The following is an 18,755-nucleotide window of genomic DNA, read 5'->3' on the forward strand; positions in this document are numbered from 1 at the left end:
ACTGGTAAAAGGGTTGGAAACAACCCTTTTTTCTTATGACTTTTTTCGTGGGAAAGGGGCTTTCGGTGTGGAAGAAATCATTGTACACAGTAAGGGCAGGGAAAAACGGTGGGTATACCGATCAGATAATGAAATCATTGGATTATATACATATCAGCCTGGAGAGGAAAGCTTAACAGGCAATATTTATCTTGGGAGAGTCGTCAAGGTTCAAAAAGGGCTGGGTGCGGCATTTGTAGATTTTGGCGGGGGTAAAAATGGCTACCTTCATGAAAAAGACATTCCGCAAAACATAGAGGCATACCATGCGGGAAACGATCCTCACCCCATTGGAAAATGCGTGCATGAAGGGCAAAAAATCATCGTGCAGGTCATGAAGGACGAGATGGGAACGAAGGGAGCAAGATTGACGGCCGTTATCGAGCTCAAAGGGGAACATCTTGTGTACATGCCACAAGGGTATTATGTGGCGGTATCTAAAAAAGTGGATGATGAAAACAGGAAGGTCTTAAGACGATTGGGGAATGAATGGAAAAATACGCAAGAAGGCATTGTGATGCGAACCAATGCGGTTGAAGTGAGAGAAGGTGTGTTACAAGAGGAACTGCACTCATTACGTTCAAGATATGAAAGCCTGGAAAGGGTGTCTCTGAGAGCAAAATGTCCTTCACTCTTATCCCGGCAGGACACTTTCTATGAGGATCTCCATGAACAACTGAAAAAGGGGAGTGGAGGAAGTATTGTAGTCGATGACTATGAAAGTCTTCTTCATCTAGAAGAAATGAGCGGAGCCGGGATAAAAGATAAGTGGACCTTCGAACACTATCAAGGCCATGAAAATATTCTCCGTCATTACCATGTTGCCTCTGTATGGGAGAACGCACTGAAAAAAGTGGTATGGCTCGATAATGGGGCATTTATTGTAATCGAGTCAACAGAAGCCATGACCGTTGTGGATGTGAATTCAGGAAAGTTTACAGGTAAAGACGATTTAGAACAGACTATATTACAAACAAATAAACTGGCAGCGAAAGAAATGGCGAAGCAACTCACCCTTCGGAATTTAAGCGGCATGATTCTCATCGATTTTATCGATATGAAAAAGGAAAGTAATAAACAGGAAGTGGTGGATGCACTTTCAGATGCGTTGGTATCGGATAAGCAGCGCACGACGATCGTGGGCTTTACACCCCTTGGCATTCTTGAATTGACGCGAAAAAGAACCCGTCAGCCCCTGTCTGCCTACTTGACTCGTCCTTGTTCAGTGTGTCAAGGTACAGGGAGGGAAATGACACCTGAGACGCTTGCATTCCAGCTTGAACGTGAGCTGTGGGAAATGCAGGCGATGGATGGCTCCCTGATCGAAGTGGAAGCGACTGGGGAAGTCGCAACCGTCTTTTCCGGATTGCAGAACGTTCACCTTAAAAGATTGGAAAAAGCGTTGGGGAAAGAAATCAAAATAAAAGAAATCACTCATGAACATCCTTATTATCATGTATCAAAGTTTATATGAATTTCTTGATTGTTATTGACAGTGCATCGATTTTTATGATAGGATTCTAATGTTATTGATTGTAGCACCCGTGCTACAACCGCTCATTACAGGTACAAAAGTGTGGAGCAATCCAACACCTGTCATTGGCGAGTCTGAGTTTATAAGGAGGTGCGATTATGTACGCAATTATCGAAACAGGTGGTAAGCAAATCCGTGTGGAAGCTGGTCAAGCTATCTACATCGAAAAGCTAAACGCAGAACAAGGCGATACGGTAACATTTGACAAAGTTCTATTCGTTGGTGGCGACGATGTGAAAGTAGGAAGTCCGTTAGTGGATGGAGCTACTGTAACAGCGAAAGTCGAAAAGCAAGGCCGCGCGAAAAAGCTTGTAGTATTCAAATACAAAGCGAAAAAGAACTACCGTCGTAAGCAAGGTCACCGTCAACCTTACACTAAAGTTGTCATTGACGAAATCAACGCGTAAGGCGTGATGAAATGATTAACGTTTACGTAGAGCGTTCATCCGGGAAAAGAATCCGTTCTTTCTCTATGGATGGACATGCTGATTTTGCCGAAAATGGGCAAGACATTGTTTGTGCAGGTGCTTCTGCTGTTTCATTTGGCAGTATTAATGCCATTATGGCGTTAACCGGTGTAGAACCGGCCATCGAGCAATCCTCTGATGGTGGTTATCTTCGCTGCGTCATCCCTGATGATCTTCCGGAAGAAACAGAGAGCAAGATTCAGCTGCTACTGGATAGCATGCTTATCAGCCTCCAAACGATTGAAAGAGACTATAGTGAGTTTATTAAAATAACCTTCAAAAAGTAGGAGGTGGAACAGATGTTAAGATTAGACCTTCAGTTTTTTGCGTCTAAAAAAGGAGTAGGTTCGACTAAAAATGGTCGTGACTCTATCTCAAAGCGTCTTGGTGCTAAGCGTGCAGACGGTCAAATGGTTACTGGTGGATCAATTCTTTACCGTCAACGCGGTACGAAAATTTATCCAGGCCTAAACGTCGGCCGTGGTGGCGACGATACACTTTTCGCTAAGACCGACGGTGTTGTTCGTTTCGAACGCATGGGTCGTGACAAGAAAAAAGTGAGCGTATACCCAGTTGCGAATGAAGCTTAATCGCATATCTTTAACGAAAACTCTAACCGACTTTCGGTTAGAGTTTTATTTTTATCAGGGATATGGGTGATGGCTCGGGTTTGATGGTGTTTCAGACAGATTTATATTGAATTTGGACTTTTTTTACTGAGAATTAGGGTTAAGATCGAGAGTATTTGATTCAAAAGCAGGTGTAAAAGCGATTTATTTTTAACTTTGACCTATTTATTTTCAAAAATTGAATTTTATTTTCAATTTCCACCCATTTATTTTCAAATTTAACGATTAATTTTCAATTCCTGTAAATCAAGCATCCCACCTAATCTTCATTCACCACCAATTTTACAGAAACAATATACGCGAGAGTCCCATCTTTGATATACTTACAGGTAGCACTTAAAGTATAGGAGTTAGATTATGAGCGAAAAATGGGGTGTAGTCGAGGCGTTAAGGCATGCTCGCCACGACTGGATGAATGATTTGCAATTAATAAAAGGCAACTTGGATCTTGATCGCGTGGAGCGGGCGAAGCAAGTGATCGAGGAAATGGTTCTCGTTGCACAAAATGAGTCGAAGCTATCGAATTTAAAGCTTCCATTATTGGCAGAATGGATATTAACATATAATTGGTCAAGACATTTGATTAAGCTGGATTTTGAAGTGATTCAATCGGAGTCATCACACGGGCTTGAAGATCGGAGACTTTACAACTGGTGCAAGGAGTTGCTAGAATTCCTTGAATCAAATGTAATGAACAATGTAGAAAATCAATTATCCATCTTACTGGACATTACAAAAGAACAATCCCGTTTTATATTTGATTTCACAGGTATACTAAAGAGTAGAAGCTTGGTGGAAGACTGGATAAAGAATCAACGATCAAACGGAGAAAATATAGAAATAGAACAACTTCAAGAAGAGGTTCTTGTCATTCATGTAGTCGCCCGATGAGGCGATTTCACGGATAAGTTAGGAGTGAGAGTATGTTTATAGATCAGGTCAAGGTTTATACAAAGGGCGGTGACGGCGGAAACGGTATGGTTGCCTTCCGTCGTGAGAAATATGTACCTAAAGGTGGTCCTGCCGGAGGAGATGGCGGTCACGGTGCAGACGTCATTTTTGAAGTGGATGAAGGCTTAAGAACGTTGATGGATTTCCGTTATCAGCGTCATTTCAAAGCCACTCGTGGAGAGCACGGGATGAGTAAGAATCAGCATGGACGCAACGCAGAAGATATGGTTGTAAAGGTTCCACCTGGAACAGTCGTGAAGGATGATGATACAGGTGAAACGATTGCAGACCTTGTTCAGCATGGTCAGCGTGCCGTGATTACGAAAGGTGGCCGCGGTGGTAGAGGGAATTCCCGTTTCGCTACGCCTGCCAACCCAGCTCCTGAGCTTTCTGAAAAAGGGGAGCCGGGACAAGAGCGTTATATCGTGATGGAATTGAAGCTACTAGCAGATGTTGGACTGGTTGGATTCCCGAGCGTAGGGAAATCCACATTGCTTTCAGTTGTTTCAGCTGCCAAGCCAAAGATTGCTTCGTACCATTTCACAACCATCGTTCCGAATCTTGGAATGGTTGAAACAGGAGATGGGAGAAGCTTCGTCATGGCTGATTTGCCTGGGTTAATTGAAGGAGCCCATGAAGGTGTCGGACTCGGTCACCAATTCCTGCGCCATATTGAACGTACACGTGTTATTGTTCACGTGATCGATATGAGTGGAATGGAAGGAAGAGATCCATACGAGGATTATCTGACAATCAATGAAGAGCTTAAGCAATACAATCTTCGTTTAACGGAGAGACCTCAAATCATCGTTGCCAATAAAATGGACATGCCTGATTCAGAAGAAAACCTGAAGATCTTCAAAGAGAAACTGCAGGAAGATTTCCCTGTTTTCCCGATCTCAGCTGTTACGCGTCAAGGGCTTAGTGAGCTTCTATATGCCGTAGCTGATAAAGTGGAAACAACTTCTGAATTTCCTATTCATGAAGAAGAGGAAACGGGTATCCACCGTGTCCTTTACAAGCATGAAGAAGAAGAGAGAGAATTCGAAATCACTCGTGATCCTGATGGAACATTCGTTGTCAGCGGTGCGAAAATTGAGAGGTTGTTCAAGATGACGGACTTCTCCCGGGAAGATTCTACGAGACGATTCGCAAGACAGCTTCGTTCGTACGGAGTGGATGAAGCCCTTCGTGAGCGTGGTGCCGAGAACGGCGACACGATCCGCTTGTTAAAATATGAATTCGAATTTGTCGATTAAGTTTCATCCTTCATCTATTTCAGACAGAAGAGCATTGACGGCTTTTATTAGCGGATGATGCTCTACAATAGTAAGCTGGGAGGTTTTCTCAGGGGCTTGATCTTTGCCCCTGTCCTCTTGAGCAAGACAATTGGAGGAATAGTCATTGGGGAAAAAATTTCAAGAGGGCAAGTTTTATTTAGTACGTGAAGATGTGCTGCCCGAAGCAATGAAGAAAACCCTGGATGCGAAAGAATTGATTGAAAGAGGCAAGGCAGACTCAGTATGGGAAGCGGTCCATCGGGTTGATTTAAGCCGGAGTGCCTTTTATAAATATCGTGATACTGTGTTTCCTTTTCACACCGTGGTGAAGGAGAGAATCATCACGCTATTCTTCCATCTGGAAGATCGTTCAGGAACGCTGTCTCATTTACTCAGTGAAACAGCCAAGCATGGTTGCAATATATTAACGATTCATCAGACAATCCCATTGCAGGGAAGAGCGAATGTCACGCTATCACTTAATGTGACTGACCTTACGATAGGATTGGAAGATTTGCTTTCAAAGCTGAGACGATTAGAATTTGTAGAAAAAGTAGAAGTATTGGGTTCCGGAGCCTGATGCTTCTTTTTTTTTGCTTAAAAACTCTTTCTCTTTGATGCTATACGTGTTAGAATGTTCAATAAATTTGGTGAGAGTGAGAGGAAGATCAGAGTGAAAATTGCCTATTTAGGACCCCAGGCTTCCTTTACAGATTTAGCTGTCAAGAAGGCATTTCCAGAACAAGATACGGTACCGTATGTAACGATTCCTGATTGCATTGAAGCGGTGATAGAGAATGAGGTGGATTATGCCGTTGTTCCATTAGAAAATGCCTTGGAAGGCTCAGTACATATTACAGTCGATTATTTGTTTCATGAAGCGAATTTAGCGATTACAGCAGAATTGACGTCCGCGATTCAGCAGCACTTGATGATACACCCGGAATGGAGCGATAGCGAAGAATCGATTCGAAAAATTCTTTCCCATTCCCATGCATTGGCACAGTGCCATAAGTTTTTACATAAGCGGTTTCGGGGCGTCTCTTTAGAACAAACGACCAGTACGGCAGCCGCGGCCAAATTCGTGAGTGAGAACCCTGATACGTTTCTCGGGGCGATCGGGAATGAGTTGGCGGCTGAAAAATACGGGTTACGGATCCTGCATGAAAACATTCATGACTTTGCCTATAATCATACAAGGTTCATCGTATTACATAAGACGGCCGATCCCTTGTCGCTTTCCCAGGAAAAAGCGATAGAGAAGACGACCTTGATGGTGACTCTCCCGAAAGATCGATCAGGAGCTCTCCATCAGGTCTTATCAACCTTTGCTTGGAGACAATTGAACTTAAGCAAAATTGAATCCAGACCGTTGAAAACAGGGTTAGGGGATTATTTCTTCTTGATTGATGTGGCCCACGAAATGGATGATGTGCTACTGCCGGGAGCGATCAGTGAAATGGAAGCCCTCGGATGCAAAGTTAAAATGATCGGGACATATTCTTCTTATTTATTGGATAATTGAACAGTGAAAAGGCAGATTTCTAATTAGAAATCTGCCTCTTTTATTAAGATTGAATAAGGAATCCTGCTTCTTGCAGGGCATTTTCTGCACTTTCGAGGGATTTTTCTGTTGATGCCATTAACGTATGTAAATGGACACCATCTGTCAGTTCAGATAAAAAGGAAGCGCCTGTGTCTTCTATCTTCTTCATGAACTGTTCTACCTCTTTGCGATTTGAGACCATGATGGATGCGGTTAAATCTCCGTATACCCCGTGCTCGATCTTCACATCTTTCACGGTTACGCCGTGATCGACAAGTAAGAATAGTTCTTCTTCCGAACGATCAGGCGGGTGCTGACAGGCAACAGTGCGTTCAATCAGCGTTTCCTGATTGGAAGTCGGCATGTACAGATAGCCTTGACTGGTCGCAATGATGGGCTCTCCTTTTGCTTTCAGCAATGTGATATCACTTACGATGACTTGTCGACTGACATTGGTCTGTTTTGCGAGATCTCCACCTGTTACAGGGGCATGTGTTGTGATTAGTTTATCGAGGATCCATTGTCTTCTCTCATCCCCAAGGATCTTTTTTCCTGCCAAAGATATCTCCTCCGTCCCCAATTTTATATAGGAAATCATACCACAACTCGTTCTTCAAGTTAAGGAAGATACATGAGCCGCATGGATTTCAGATAAAGTTTGTACCAATGCTCCTACATGTTCTTCCTTCGTATCTCTCCCGAATGAAATCCGGATGAATTCTTTTCCGGCTCTTTGGCCGACTCCCATACTTGTCAATGTCTTAGACATATCCTGTGAACCTGCCGCGCACGCACTGCCTGTTGAGATGCCCATTCCACGCCTGTTGCATTCGAGCATGAGCCATTGACCCTCGAGGCCGTGAATCCCAAGTCCGACCACATGTGGAAGCTGTGCGGGTGCAGGGCCTTCATAGAGGGTGTATGTTCCCGGCAGTTGTTCTTCCAATTGTGATAAGAAACGTGTTCTCAACCGAAAATAATGCGGTGTTGAAATTGAGTCATGACATATACTGGCGGCTGTCACGAATCCAGCGATCCCCGGGAGGTTCACCGTGCCTCCCCTGAACCCGTCCTCATGAGTCTGTCCCGGAATCATGGGAGATACATCAAGGGAAGGATTGATATAAAGAACGCCGACTCCCTTTGGTCCATAAATTTTATGAGAAGAGAGTGTGAAACTGTCGACGATGGTAGTGAATTCCGTGATGTCCATTTTCCCGAATGATTGAACCATATCGCTGTGCAGCAATATGTCACGGTTTATTAGCAGATTCTTAATGTCCTGCAATGGCTGGATCGTGCCGATTTCTCCATTGACGTGTCCGATGCTGACAATGATGGTTTCTTCTGAAATCGATTCTTCTAATACCTGAAGGTCAATCAATCCTTGAGAGGTGAAAGGGATCTTTGTAACGGTAAAGCCAAATTGCTCAAGAAAAGCTGCTGAAGAATGCAGGGATGAATGTTCAGCGCCACCCAGGATGATGTGCTTTCCTTTTTCTTGTCTGCTAAGTGCCAATGTGACAAGGGCCAAATGATTACCCTCTGTCCCTCCGGAGGTAAAGTATATTCCTTTAGACGGGACCCCAAGCATCCCTGCCAATTTTTCTCTGCATTTAGTCAGTAGATGCTGTGCTTTTCCGCCAATGTCGTGAAGACTGCTAGGATTGCCCCAGAACTCCTCACTGACTGTTTGAACCACAAGTAAACTTTCAGGATCTATAGGGGTTGTAGCGGCGTAATCAAAATAGTTCATCTTGTAACCTGCCTTTTATGAAAATAGTCTGAATATATGAGTCTGGTAAAAAACTCTTGTCATTAGTTTAAATATGTGTAAATATATGTGTCAAGACACCTGTAAATAATCAGGAGGGTTTTTGATGGGAAAAACCGATATTATTATCGTAGGAAGTGGCATTGCCGCCTTGCAATTGGCACGTCAACTTCAAAATCATTTTTATGTGATGATTATCACAAAGGATAAAATAAAAAGTGGTAACTCTTACCTCGCTCAAGGCGGGATTGCGGCACCTTTAGGACTGAAGGATTCTGTAAATGCTCATTTTAAAGATACATTGGAAGCAGGCCGCTATCACCAGGACGAAGATGGTGTGAATCAACTCATAGCAGATGGAAAAAGAATCGTACAATCCCTGGTGGATGAAGGAGCACCCTTTGATCGAAAAGTGGATGGAAGTCTCTCGCTGGGCATGGAGGGGGCACATAGTGAACATCGGATCCTGCATAGTGGTGGAGATCAAACGGGGAAATATTTAGTGAAGTACTTATTGAAATCCCTTTCAATGGAAAAGGTTGAATTCATCGAAGGGGAAATGGTTTACGAGCTTGTTAAAGACGACAACGGCCATTGCTGCGGGGTGAAAACAAAGGATAAGAATGATTCAATCCGCTATTACTATGCTTCCCATGTCGTCCTCGCCACTGGGGGAATCGGCGGTATATATTCCTCTACATCCAATCATCCAGCTGTGACGGGAGATGGAATGGCGCTTGCCTTTCTTGCAGGGGCAAAGCTATCAGATATGGAATTCATTCAGTTTCATCCGACCCTCCTTTGGCTGGACGGGAAAACATGCGGTCTTATCTCAGAGGCCGTCAGAGGGGAAGGTGCACTTCTGTTAAATGATAAGGGAGAAAGGATCATGGAGGGTGTCGATCCACAACTGGAACTTGCCCCCCGGCATATTGTCGCTGAACGTATTTATAAGGAGCGGCAAAGGGGAAGGGAAGTGTATCTGGATATTAGTAGAATAGAAGATTTCATGGGGAAATTCCCTTCCATCTCCACTCTTTGCTTGAAACATAACATTTCCATCAAGGAAGGGATGATCCCTGTTTCCCCTGGTTGTCACTTTATGATGGGTGGGGTCGTAACAGATCATGCCGGGAGAACGAATATCCCAGGGTTATATGCCATCGGGGAAGTTGCATGCACCGGAATTCACGGGGCTAATCGACTGGCAAGCAATTCATTATTAGAAGGATTGGTGTTCGGGGAACGCCTGGGTAAATTTCTTATTCAAAAGGGAGTCAGCCCCTCGCCTCATCTCCACTCCACATCCGATCAGATTAAAGAGGGAGAGTCCCTTAATATCCCCTTACAATCTGCAGATATAAAAGAAGGTATGATGGAGCGTGTCGGGATCATTCGGGATGAAGATGGGCTGCTCGCACATTTGAAGTGGTTAAAGGCACAGCCCCTGACATTCCATGAGCTTCTCGATTTTAATTCACGTGAAGAGATTCACATATATTTCATGTGGATCGTAAGCTTGCTCGTGACAAAGTCCGCTTTATTACGGAAGGAAAGCAGGGGAGGTCATATCCGATCAGACTTCCCTCGTGAAGATAATGATCAATGGTTAAAACGGAAAATGGTTTTACAAAACAATGATGGTAGATTGAGGGTGGAATATCATGAACAAAATGAAACTAAAATCTATGCTTGAAGACTTTTACCGTGAAGATCTGGGTGATGGAGATCACTCTTCTGAAATTCTGTTTTCTAAAGACGATGAAGGATCTTTTTCATTCCTGATGAAAGAGAGCGGTATATTTTGTGGGAAAGATGTGATCGAGGTTGGGTTCGGGCTCTTCAATCCATCAATCCAAGCAAGAGTGTTCATTGAAGATGGAGAAATGGTCGAAACGGGACAATTGATAGCTGAAATCAGAGGTCCTATGAGGGATCTTCTCCAGGCTGAAAGAGTTGTCCTCAATTTGATTCAGCGCATGAGCGGTATTGCCACCGAAACCCATCGAGCCGTACAGCAGGTTAAAGGGAGTGGCGTCCGATTATGTGATACACGGAAAACAACCCCGGGGTTACGGATGCTTGAGAAGTATGCCGTAAGGACCGGTGGAGGATTCAACCACAGAAATGGCCTTTATGATGCCGTCATGCTGAAGGATAATCACATTTCATTTGCCGGATCGATTTCAAAAGCTGTGAATAAGGTGAAGAGTCAAATCGGTCATATGGTGAAAGTGGAAGTGGAAATCGAAACAAGGGAGCAGTTGGTGGAAGCGATCGAAAGCGGAGCAGATGTCATTATGTTCGATAACTGTAGTCCAGAGACGATCCGGGAGTGGATCCCTCTTGTTCCCTCTCATATCGTGACGGAAGCATCGGGTGGGATCACGAGGGAAAGTCTCAATGCTTATGCAGAGACAGGTATCCATTATATCTCCCTCGGGTACTTGACCCATTCGGTGAAATCACTTGATATCAGCGCAAGAGTAAGAATAGCGAAAGGGGTATGAACATGGGGTTACTGGATGAATTAACAAAAGAAACGGGTGTATTACCTGAATCGATTACAAGCCTCACAACGGAAGAAATGGAAAACAGAGTGAGGGAAATCAAACGTCAATTAGGAAAGAAGCTTTTTATTCCAGGTCATCATTATCAAAAAGATGAAGTGATCCAATTTGCTGATGCCGTCGGGGATTCCCTTCAACTTGCCCAAATATCCGCTCAAAATAAAGAAGCGGAATTCATTGTGTTTTGCGGAGTCCATTTTATGGCCGAAACGGCAGATATTTTAACGGATGAAAATCAAGTTGTCATCTTACCCGATATGAGGGCGGGGTGTTCCATGGCAGATATGGCAGATATTTATCAAACGGAAAAGGCATGGGGCAAACTGACGGAGCGATTCGGTGATACAATCATTCCCCTCACGTATGTCAATTCCACCGCAGCAATCAAAAGCTTTGTTGGAAAGAATGGAGGAGCAACGGTTACGTCATCAAATGCACACAAAATGGTGGAATGGGCTTTAGGGCAGAAGGAACGGATTCTCTTCTTGCCTGATCAACACTTAGGACGTAACACAGCAGCAGATCTTGGTGTTTCCTTAAGTGAAATGGCTGTCTGGGATCCGATTAGAAACGAGCTGATCCATGATGGGGACCTTGATGGTGTGAAAGTGATCCTGTGGAAAGGCCACTGTTCCGTACATGAAAACTTCACAGAGAAGAATATAGAGGAAATCCGAAAAAATCATCCTGACATGAAGATCATCGTTCATCCTGAATGTCGCCGTGAAGTGGTGGAGAAATCAGATTTTAATGGAAGCACGAAATTTATTATAGAAACGATCGACCAGTCGGCTCCAGGATCTTCCTGGGCGATAGGAACAGAAATGAATCTTGTGAAAAGACTGATCAATCAACATCCCGATAAGACGATCGTTTCCTTAAATCCATATATGTGTCCTTGTTTAACGATGAATCGCATCGATTTGCCCCATTTAGTATGGTCATTGGAAAAGATTATGGAGGGAGTACCCGAAAATATCATTACAGTGGATGAAGATACTGCACGAAATGCGATTTTCGCCTTAGAACGCATGTTAGCCCGTGCTTAATGAAGTTAAATAATTATTCGTCCAAGCTGAAATATACCTTTCCATCGTCCGGGACGGTATATTTTTTTTGAATCACTCATAAGTTTTTATGTAGATGATTAGCAATTTGCCTATCTTGTCATAGGATATATAGACTTATGCCTGAGGAGGGAAAAAGAGTGAAAATCCATATTGTTCAAAAAGGGGATACTCTATGGAAGATCGCCAAGAAGTATGGCGTGAATTTCGAAGAGTTAAAACAGATGAATGCCCAGCTATCAAACCCTGACATGATTATGCCTGGCATGAAAATTAAAGTGCCGACTACAGGCGGATCCGTAAAGAAAGAGACACAGATCAAGTACGGTTCCAAGGAAATGCCAAAGAAGGAGATGCCTAAAGCAGAGCATCCGTTCAAAGAGCAGAAGCCTATGGCCATGCCAGTCGAAGAGCCAAAGAAAGAAAAGCCGAAAGAAGTACAAAAGCCATTTGCACCTAAAATGCCTCAACCAGTGGTGCCGGAAATTGATATTAACAACTACTACATGATGAATATGGCGAATATGCAAATGCAACAGCCAATGCAACAACCAAAGCAGCAAGCAAAGCCAAAACCAAAACCTCAAACGCCGCCTAAACCTACTAATGTACTTCCAAAAGCAAAAGAACAGCCAAAGCCAAAACCAAAGCAAGAAGCCGTTCAAGGTGTTCAAGAAGAAGAAAGCTTACAAATGCCATCTCAACCACAAGGAGGGAACAACCAGCCTATGTTTAACCCAAATAATTGCGTACCCGTATCACCTGTAATGCCAGGATCAGGTTTCTGTCCACCACATGGATGGGGAATGCATCCAGGAGGATATGGAATGCCGATGGGCCAAGGAATGCCAATGGGGCCTGGAAGCGGGGTTCAGGGAGCTTCCATGATGCCTGGAATGCAACAGATGCCGATGATGCCGCAAATGGGGCATGAAGAAGAGTCTTCATCTGTCATGCCATACATGCCGCATGGTCAAATGCCGATGCAACAGCCGATGCAACAGCCGATGCAACAGCCGATGCATATGCAACAGCCGATGCAAATGCCAATGCAACAACCAATGGGTCAGCCGTCCGGAGTAATGGGTGTGTCAGATGAAAATGACTATCCATCCGTTCAAATGCCGCAACAAGTATCACCGGCCATGATGTATCCTCAGAATTGCTATCCAGTCTCTCCTGTCATGCCGGGACCAGGATTCCATGGTGGGTATCCAATGGGGCCGGGAGGTCAAGTTCAGGGAGCAATGTCAGAAGAGTCTCCTTCTTCGATGTATGGACATCAAATGCCGATGGGCCAGCCATCAGGAGTCATGGGAGCCCAAATGGGTGGCCAGATGCCGATGGGTCAGCCATCAGGAGTCATGGGAGCCCAAATGGGTGGTCAAATGCCAATGGGTCAGCCGTCCGGAGTAATGGGAGCAAGCGACCAAGGTGATTGCGGATGCGGTGGACCTCAAGGATATGGGCCAATGATGCATCATCCGATGATGCAACAGCAAATGCACCATCAAATGCCTCAAGGAATGCAGCAACAACCATACGGCTTCGGACCAGGAATGATGGGGCAGGGAATGCCTGGCCAAGGTATGCCTGGCCAAGGAATGCCGATGGGACCCCAAGGTCAGGGAATGGGCATGCCAATGGGACCACAAGGAATGTTTGGTCCAAGGGCATTTTCCATGCCGAACTTCAATGACGATGACTTTGAGGGCTAACATGCATGTACGAGGGGACGATTATTCACATCGTCTCCTTTCTTTTTTACAATCTAAGTTAAACGATCCCGGAGCAACCCTTAAAATGCTAAAAGAAGGAAAATGGAAGCTCAAAAGCAATGGAAGAAAGTGGTTTGTGAAACGATTTCCAAATCAACTGAGGTTCTTACATCAGGAACGGCTGATTTCAACGTTGTTAAGGGAAAAGTTTTATCACGTACTGCCGTTTCATCCTATTCACGAGCGGGAGATATTACTATTTGAAGGATCTCCAATCGGTATTACCACATGGTTAGAAACGTCCCGGTCCATCCGTTATGATCAACCTGAAGATAGGGATGATGCTTTAAAGGTACTGAAAAAATTTCATTCAGTATCGAAAAAAATCAACCATTCATGGACAACTGAGATTCCACGATACAAATGGCTGAAAAAATGGAAAAAACGAATGATGCAGTTTCAATATAATCTTCCCTATTTGCAAGCCTTCATTCAACCTTATTATTTGTATACGTATTTAGAATGGGGGAAGTGGGCATTGAAAGAATTAAAATCGATCGACATCGAAGAGTATGGAAAGTGCATTACTCATGGAGATGTAGCACATCATAATTTCTTAAGAGGAAAGAACGGGATGGTGTATATGATTGACTTTGATTTAATGTCACTTTCTACAGAGTTAACCGATGACCTGCAGTTTTGTAACCGGATTTTACCTTATATAAATTGGTCTCTAAGTGACGTCAAAAGACTGACACCATTCAAATCATATGAGGATGAGCTCATCTTTTATCTTGGTTTAATGTATCCATCAGATGTGTTTCGAGAGTGGAATCGATTCATCCGTGAAGATCAATCCTATAAGCAGCGTGTTTGGGGTTACTTAATCAATTTAACCCTTCATCAATTTTCACAGCGAATGCAATTCAATCAAGAGCTGCATGGAGAAGTAAAAAGGATCAATACCCAATTGTAGGGGATGTCTCCAAACTTTGACCCGAATGAAAGGTGAGATCCTTTCACAACCTAATGGTGAGCACAAATTATGCTCAAGTATTGGGTTGAAGGAGGAATCACCATTGAATAAACGATTATTCATGGTACCATTAACAGCCGTCATGACATTGGGCCTTGCTGCATGTAACACTGGAGAAGAAGAAGCCCAAGATCGCTATACAGACTCCTATGAGCCCCTCGGCTTCTATTCAAACGAAGGCCACGGGGGAGATAAGGAAGATGAGAGGGACGGACCTCTAACTGAAATGTATGATCATTCTGTTGGGAGGGAAGGGCAGGATATCCGTCAAAAGAAACGTGATTTCCTTCAAGTGAAGGATGAAAATGGAAATCCTCAAAACCCTTCAAGACCACTCGCTGACTATGACGAGAATTTCATGGCCCAAGACGGCCGCGCGAGCCATGGTGATGCGAATTACCACGGTCATCTTGATGATAATACGCGAAATGCGAAGAGATCTTACTACACAGCTTATGAAGGTGACCTGGCTGAGAAAATTGGTGATGTCACAGGAAAAGTTGAAAATGTCAGTGACGTTCGTGCGGTAGCTTATGGTTCTGATGTCCTGATTGCTGTAGAGCTTGATGACCATAGCAAAATAGAAGAAACGAAAACCAGAGTGAAAAAAGCCGTACAGCCATATCTTCATGGAAGAACGGTTTCGGTCGTGACCGATGAAGGTACATTCAGTCGAGTCAGGAACATTGACAATGATTTACGTGACGGCGGCCCAAGAGAAGGTATTAACTTTGATATGCACGATATGTTTAAGTCAGTAAAGCACCGCAACAATGAGTAAGCAAGGTGAGACTACTTAAAGAGTTCAATCTCTTTGGTAGTCTTTTTTTGTTCTTTCAAAGTTCACCTTCTTGAGTAGGGAATGATGAAACAATGCTCCTTGAGGTCCGTCCCTCGAAAAAATTCACTTAGACTGGATATTCTTAACATGGTTTGGCAAGACTAGTGAATAGAGCGTTACATAATTTAAGTTCGAGGTGATCACGATGACGATTAAGGTTCGAATCGTGTTTATGGTGATGTTGTTGATAGGTGCTTTTTACTTCACGTTTTTTTATACAGAAGAGAAGCAGGCTGCTGATGGAGGCGAGCTGAATGAAACGCCGGCAGAGGTTGCGTCCGCCCACACAATCACGGTGATACTGGAAAGAGTATACATGGATGGTGAGGTCAGTGAGGAAATCGTGCAGGAAACGATTTGGAGCATGGAAGACTTCTGGGCTGCATACGAGGATTGGCAGCTAGTGGATATGACGGAAGAACAGGTCGTGTTTCAAAAACAGATGGATGATATATCCCCTCTCCTAAAGACAAATGGATACTTCGGTATATCCGATAATGGTGTTCTATCCATTTTTAATGGAAAACCGGGACAGGCAGAGATTATTCAATCCTTCTTCCAGATTGATGTAGAGAAGCTTGAAAGTAAGCGGCATGATGATTTAGTCAAAGGCATCCCCATTAAGTCGAAGCAGGAGTATGAAGAGGTTCTCGAACAATTTAAAGCGTACTCCGTCCCTAAATAAGAGTGTAAAACCAGTGCACATGCCACTGGTTTTTTTTCGTAGAAGTTTCCCCTGCCCAAGCTTTTCATAATCCGATAAAATTAGAACAAGTGTTTCTTTTTTGTCTCCCTTCCCCATCACTTCAAATAGTGATATGATACAATAGGTTTTATATGACTTCTGAAAAGGCTCTTTATGTAAGGTTTGTTGCTATCTTAGAGAAGAAAGTAGTAGTTGATTTCCGCTACAGGATGCTCGCTTTCCGCGGGGCTGGCGGTGAGCCTCCTCGGCTTTGCCTCCGGGGTCTCACCTGTCCAGCTATTCCAGCAGGAGTCGAGCACCTTCCGCTCCAATCAACTTTCTGAGCATGTATCCTTTAAAGAAACATATAAAATCAATAATTATTGCAAATAACCTCATATAAAGTGAGTAGTACTTGATTTCCTTTTGTTGAAGAGAAACTATTTTTTCTATAGATTTTACTTTGTCACTTTTGAGCTCTGTCACGAAAATCTTTTAAAGGTGGTGAGGGGAAATGCGTAGACTCCTGCGGAAGAACGGTCGTGCCGAGACCCCGTCCGGCTAAGCTGAGGAGGCTCGGCCGAACGCTAGCTGCAAGCGAAGCAGTTCCCCTCACCATCCAGCACACACTGATTGACAGAGCGTAGGCAGATAATATGTTAAAAACAACAACCTTTGCAAAAAGAGTCTTTTGAATTTGGATGAGAGACTAAAGATAAAGTAGTGAGATGTACCATTAGGGGAGAGAATGAGATGTATGAATATATAAAAGGGACAGTGACTCAAGTGGGTCCCGAGTACGTAGTGGTGGAGAATAATGGGATCGGGTATCAGTTGTATACGGCGAATCCGTTTGTTTATTCTAAATATCAAAATCAAGAGATTCAGATTTTTACATATCAGCATGTACGTGAAGATCTTATTGCCCTTTATGGTTTTCTGGAAATGGAAGAAAAATTGCTATTTATGAAACTATTAAATGTTTCAGGAATTGGTCCAAAAGGAGCTTTAGCGATTCTGGCTTCAGGTGCCCCCCAGCAGGTAATCACCGCCATCGAAGAAGAGAATGAGAGTTTCTTGACGAAGTTTCCCGGTGTGGGTAAGAAGACAGCTCGTCAGATGATCCTGGACTTAAAAGGGAAGCTTCAGGATGTTGTGCCTGATTATTTTCCAAGTTTATTCTCAAATCCGGAGGAGTCCGAAGTGTCCTCAGGGAAGGATGAAGCATTTGATGAAGCGATTCTTGCCCTTAAAGCCCTGGGCTATTCAGAACGTGAAATCAAGAAAATCACTCCAAAGTTAAAAGGAGAAGGGCATACATCAGACGAAATCATCAGGAAAGCTCTTCAGCTTCTATTGAAATAAGTGGATTCCATGAAGGGAGGAAGTCTGAATGGAAGAAAGAATCGTATCAGGCGAATCAGAGATAAATGAAGATTCCTTTGAATATTCCTTGCGTCCTCAGACAATAAAACAATATATTGGACAAGATAAAGTAAAGCATAACTTGGAGGTTTTCATTGAAGCGGCAAAGATGCGTCAGGAAACCCTGGATCATGTTCTTCTTTATGGGCCACCGGGATTGGGGAAAACAACCCTCGCTGCTGTGATTGCAAATGAAATGGGCGTAAACCTGCGCACCACATCCGGCCCTGCCATTGAGAGACCGGGAGATTTAGCTGCCGTCCTGACGGCACTGGAGCCCGGTGATGTGTTGTTCATCGATGAAATCCATCGTTTGCCACGGGCGATCGAAGAGGTTCTTTACCCGGCAATGGAAGACTTTTGTTTGGATATTGTCATAGGGAATGGTCCGAGTGCCCGGTCTGTTCGTTTGGACCTTCCGCCTTTCACACTCGTGGGAGCGACGACCCGCGCCGGTGCATTATCAGCCCCTCTTCGTGACCGATTTGGAGTTTTATGCCGTTTGGAATATTATAATGAGGAACAGTTGAATGAAATTGTTCAGCGGACAGCGGCGATTTTAAATACAAAGATCGAAGCGACTGCTTCTGAAGAATTGGCCAGGAGGTCGAGGGGCACCCCACGTATCGCCAATCGGTTACTCAGAAGGGTGCGGGATTTTGCCCAGGTGAAGGGCAATGGTGATATTACGACCAACCTTTCAAGGGAAGCCCTTGAGCTTCTTCAAGTGGACAAACTGGGCCTAGATCATATCGACCATAAGCTTCTAAAGGGCATCATCGAGCGCTTTAGAGGCGGTCCGGTAGGACTTGATACAATCGCCGCAAGTATCGGGGAAGAGTCACACACGATTGAAGATGTATACGAGCCGTATCTTTTGCAAATCGGGTTTATCCAACGGACTCCAAGAGGAAGGATCGTCACTCATCTTGTGTATGAACATTTCCAGCTGGAGGTGCCAGACAATTGACGGGAAAGTTACTGATGATTATAGGTGGAATCATTCTTATTATCGGATTCCTGATGCAATTTATCAAAATAGGTAAGCTTCCTGGAGACATTATTATTAAAAAAGAAAACACAACATTTTATTTTCCACTTATGACTTCTATTCTGTTAAGTGTTATACTTTCCGTTGTCTTTTATTTAATTGGGCGATTTAAATAGGAATCATGGGTGAGATTTAAATAAGC

20 protein-coding genes and 1 other annotated feature are annotated in these 18,755 nt (G+C 43.8%); of the genes, 18 read left to right on the plus strand and 2 right to left on the minus strand.

What is annotated here, in order from left to right:
• Window positions 1–67 precede the first annotated feature (67 nt).
• The 8 genes from RSX31_RS10225 to pheA all read left to right on the plus strand — a co-directional run bounded on the left by RSX31_RS10225 (window position 68) and on the right by pheA (window position 6,425).
• Window positions 68–1,513 (plus strand): Rne/Rng family ribonuclease, encoded by a 1,446-nt coding sequence (locus tag RSX31_RS10225; RefSeq protein WP_187443292.1) that lies wholly within the window; start codon window positions 68–70, stop codon window positions 1,511–1,513.
• Window positions 1,514–1,580: 67 nt separating this feature from the next.
• Window positions 1,581–1,659: a sequence feature (ribosomal protein L21 leader region), on the plus strand.
• A gap of 12 nt (window positions 1,660–1,671) precedes the next feature.
• Window positions 1,672–1,980, plus strand: coding sequence for a 50S ribosomal protein L21 (gene rplU / locus RSX31_RS10230; protein WP_034757222.1), 309 nt, complete (start codon window positions 1,672–1,674; stop codon window positions 1,978–1,980).
• An 11-nt stretch (window positions 1,981–1,991) separates the two neighbouring features.
• Entirely contained in the window at window positions 1,992–2,327 is a 336-nt protein-coding gene (locus RSX31_RS10235; RefSeq protein WP_148969810.1) for a ribosomal-processing cysteine protease Prp, read from the plus strand.
• A 12-nt stretch (window positions 2,328–2,339) separates the two neighbouring features.
• Complete coding sequence (rpmA, locus tag RSX31_RS10240; protein ID WP_044339518.1) at window positions 2,340–2,630, plus strand: 50S ribosomal protein L27; 291 nt, start codon at window positions 2,340–2,342, stop codon at window positions 2,628–2,630.
• A 396-nt stretch (window positions 2,631–3,026) separates the two neighbouring features.
• Window positions 3,027–3,560 (plus strand): Spo0B C-terminal domain-containing protein, encoded by a 534-nt coding sequence (locus RSX31_RS10245; protein WP_148969809.1) that lies wholly within the window; start codon window positions 3,027–3,029, stop codon window positions 3,558–3,560.
• Window positions 3,561–3,592: 32 nt separating this feature from the next.
• Complete coding sequence (gene obgE / locus RSX31_RS10250) at window positions 3,593–4,879, plus strand: GTPase ObgE (RefSeq protein ID WP_148969808.1); 1,287 nt, start codon at window positions 3,593–3,595, stop codon at window positions 4,877–4,879.
• A 145-nt stretch (window positions 4,880–5,024) separates the two neighbouring features.
• On the plus strand, window positions 5,025–5,480 hold the full coding sequence (locus RSX31_RS10255; protein ID WP_044339521.1) for an ACT domain-containing protein: 456 nt from the start codon (window positions 5,025–5,027) through the stop codon (window positions 5,478–5,480).
• Window positions 5,481–5,573: 93 nt separating this feature from the next.
• On the plus strand, window positions 5,574–6,425 hold the full coding sequence (gene pheA / locus RSX31_RS10260) for a prephenate dehydratase (RefSeq protein WP_315634465.1): 852 nt from the start codon (window positions 5,574–5,576) through the stop codon (window positions 6,423–6,425).
• Between the two features lie 43 nt (window positions 6,426–6,468).
• Here pheA and RSX31_RS10265 read toward each other — a convergent pair whose 3' ends face one another.
• On the minus strand, window positions 6,469–7,044 hold the full coding sequence (locus RSX31_RS10265; RefSeq protein ID WP_315634466.1) for a transcription repressor NadR: 576 nt from the start codon (window positions 7,042–7,044) through the stop codon (window positions 6,469–6,471).
• Window positions 7,045–7,059: 15 nt separating this feature from the next.
• A complete protein-coding gene (locus RSX31_RS10270; protein WP_148969805.1) occupies window positions 7,060–8,202 on the minus strand; it encodes an IscS subfamily cysteine desulfurase in 1,143 nt (380 codons plus the stop codon).
• Between the two features lie 124 nt (window positions 8,203–8,326).
• Here RSX31_RS10270 and nadB point away from each other — a divergent pair, with 124 nt between their 5' ends.
• The 10 genes from nadB to RSX31_RS10320 all read left to right on the plus strand — a co-directional run bounded on the left by nadB (window position 8,327) and on the right by RSX31_RS10320 (window position 18,729).
• Complete coding sequence (gene nadB / locus RSX31_RS10275) at window positions 8,327–9,916, plus strand: L-aspartate oxidase (RefSeq protein ID WP_315634467.1); 1,590 nt, start codon at window positions 8,327–8,329, stop codon at window positions 9,914–9,916.
• Window positions 9,885–10,730, plus strand: a complete 846-nt coding sequence (gene nadC, locus RSX31_RS10280) for a carboxylating nicotinate-nucleotide diphosphorylase (RefSeq protein ID WP_148969803.1) — start codon at window positions 9,885–9,887, stop codon at window positions 10,728–10,730. Before nadB ends, nadC begins: the two co-directional genes overlap by 32 nt.
• 2 nt (window positions 10,731–10,732) lie before the next feature.
• Window positions 10,733–11,839, plus strand: coding sequence for a quinolinate synthase NadA (nadA, locus tag RSX31_RS10285; RefSeq protein ID WP_315634468.1), 1,107 nt, complete (start codon window positions 10,733–10,735; stop codon window positions 11,837–11,839).
• A gap of 158 nt (window positions 11,840–11,997) precedes the next feature.
• The gene (gene safA, locus RSX31_RS10290; protein WP_262372475.1) at window positions 11,998–13,575 is read left to right on the plus strand and encodes a SafA/ExsA family spore coat assembly protein; all 1,578 of its coding nucleotides are present in this window, start codon (window positions 11,998–12,000) and stop codon (window positions 13,573–13,575) included.
• Window position 13,576: 1 nt separating this feature from the next.
• Window positions 13,577–14,551: a phosphotransferase gene (locus tag RSX31_RS10295; RefSeq protein ID WP_282138777.1), complete on the plus strand. Its 975-nt coding sequence runs from the start codon at window positions 13,577–13,579 to the stop codon at window positions 14,549–14,551.
• Window positions 14,552–14,654: 103 nt separating this feature from the next.
• Window positions 14,655–15,392, plus strand: coding sequence for a YhcN/YlaJ family sporulation lipoprotein (locus RSX31_RS10300; RefSeq protein ID WP_148969800.1), 738 nt, complete (start codon window positions 14,655–14,657; stop codon window positions 15,390–15,392).
• 205 nt (window positions 15,393–15,597) lie between these two features.
• Window positions 15,598–16,137 carry an intercompartmental signaling factor BofC gene (locus RSX31_RS10305; protein WP_148969799.1) on the plus strand — a complete coding sequence of 180 codons (540 nt, stop codon included), beginning with the start codon at window positions 15,598–15,600 and terminating at the stop codon, window positions 16,135–16,137.
• Between the two features lie 753 nt (window positions 16,138–16,890).
• Complete coding sequence (gene ruvA / locus RSX31_RS10310) at window positions 16,891–17,502, plus strand: Holliday junction branch migration protein RuvA (protein WP_315634469.1); 612 nt, start codon at window positions 16,891–16,893, stop codon at window positions 17,500–17,502.
• Window positions 17,503–17,530: 28 nt separating this feature from the next.
• Entirely contained in the window at window positions 17,531–18,532 is a 1,002-nt protein-coding gene (gene ruvB, locus RSX31_RS10315; RefSeq protein WP_148969797.1) for a Holliday junction branch migration DNA helicase RuvB, read from the plus strand.
• Between the two features lie 14 nt (window positions 18,533–18,546).
• Window positions 18,547–18,729: a DUF2905 domain-containing protein gene (locus RSX31_RS10320; RefSeq protein ID WP_148970044.1), complete on the plus strand. Its 183-nt coding sequence runs from the start codon at window positions 18,547–18,549 to the stop codon at window positions 18,727–18,729.
• The last annotated feature ends 26 nt before the right edge of the window (window positions 18,730–18,755 follow it).

Source organism: Rossellomorea yichunensis, assembly GCF_032337515.1.
GTDB lineage: Bacteria > Bacillota > Bacilli > Bacillales > Bacillaceae_B > Rossellomorea > Rossellomorea yichunensis.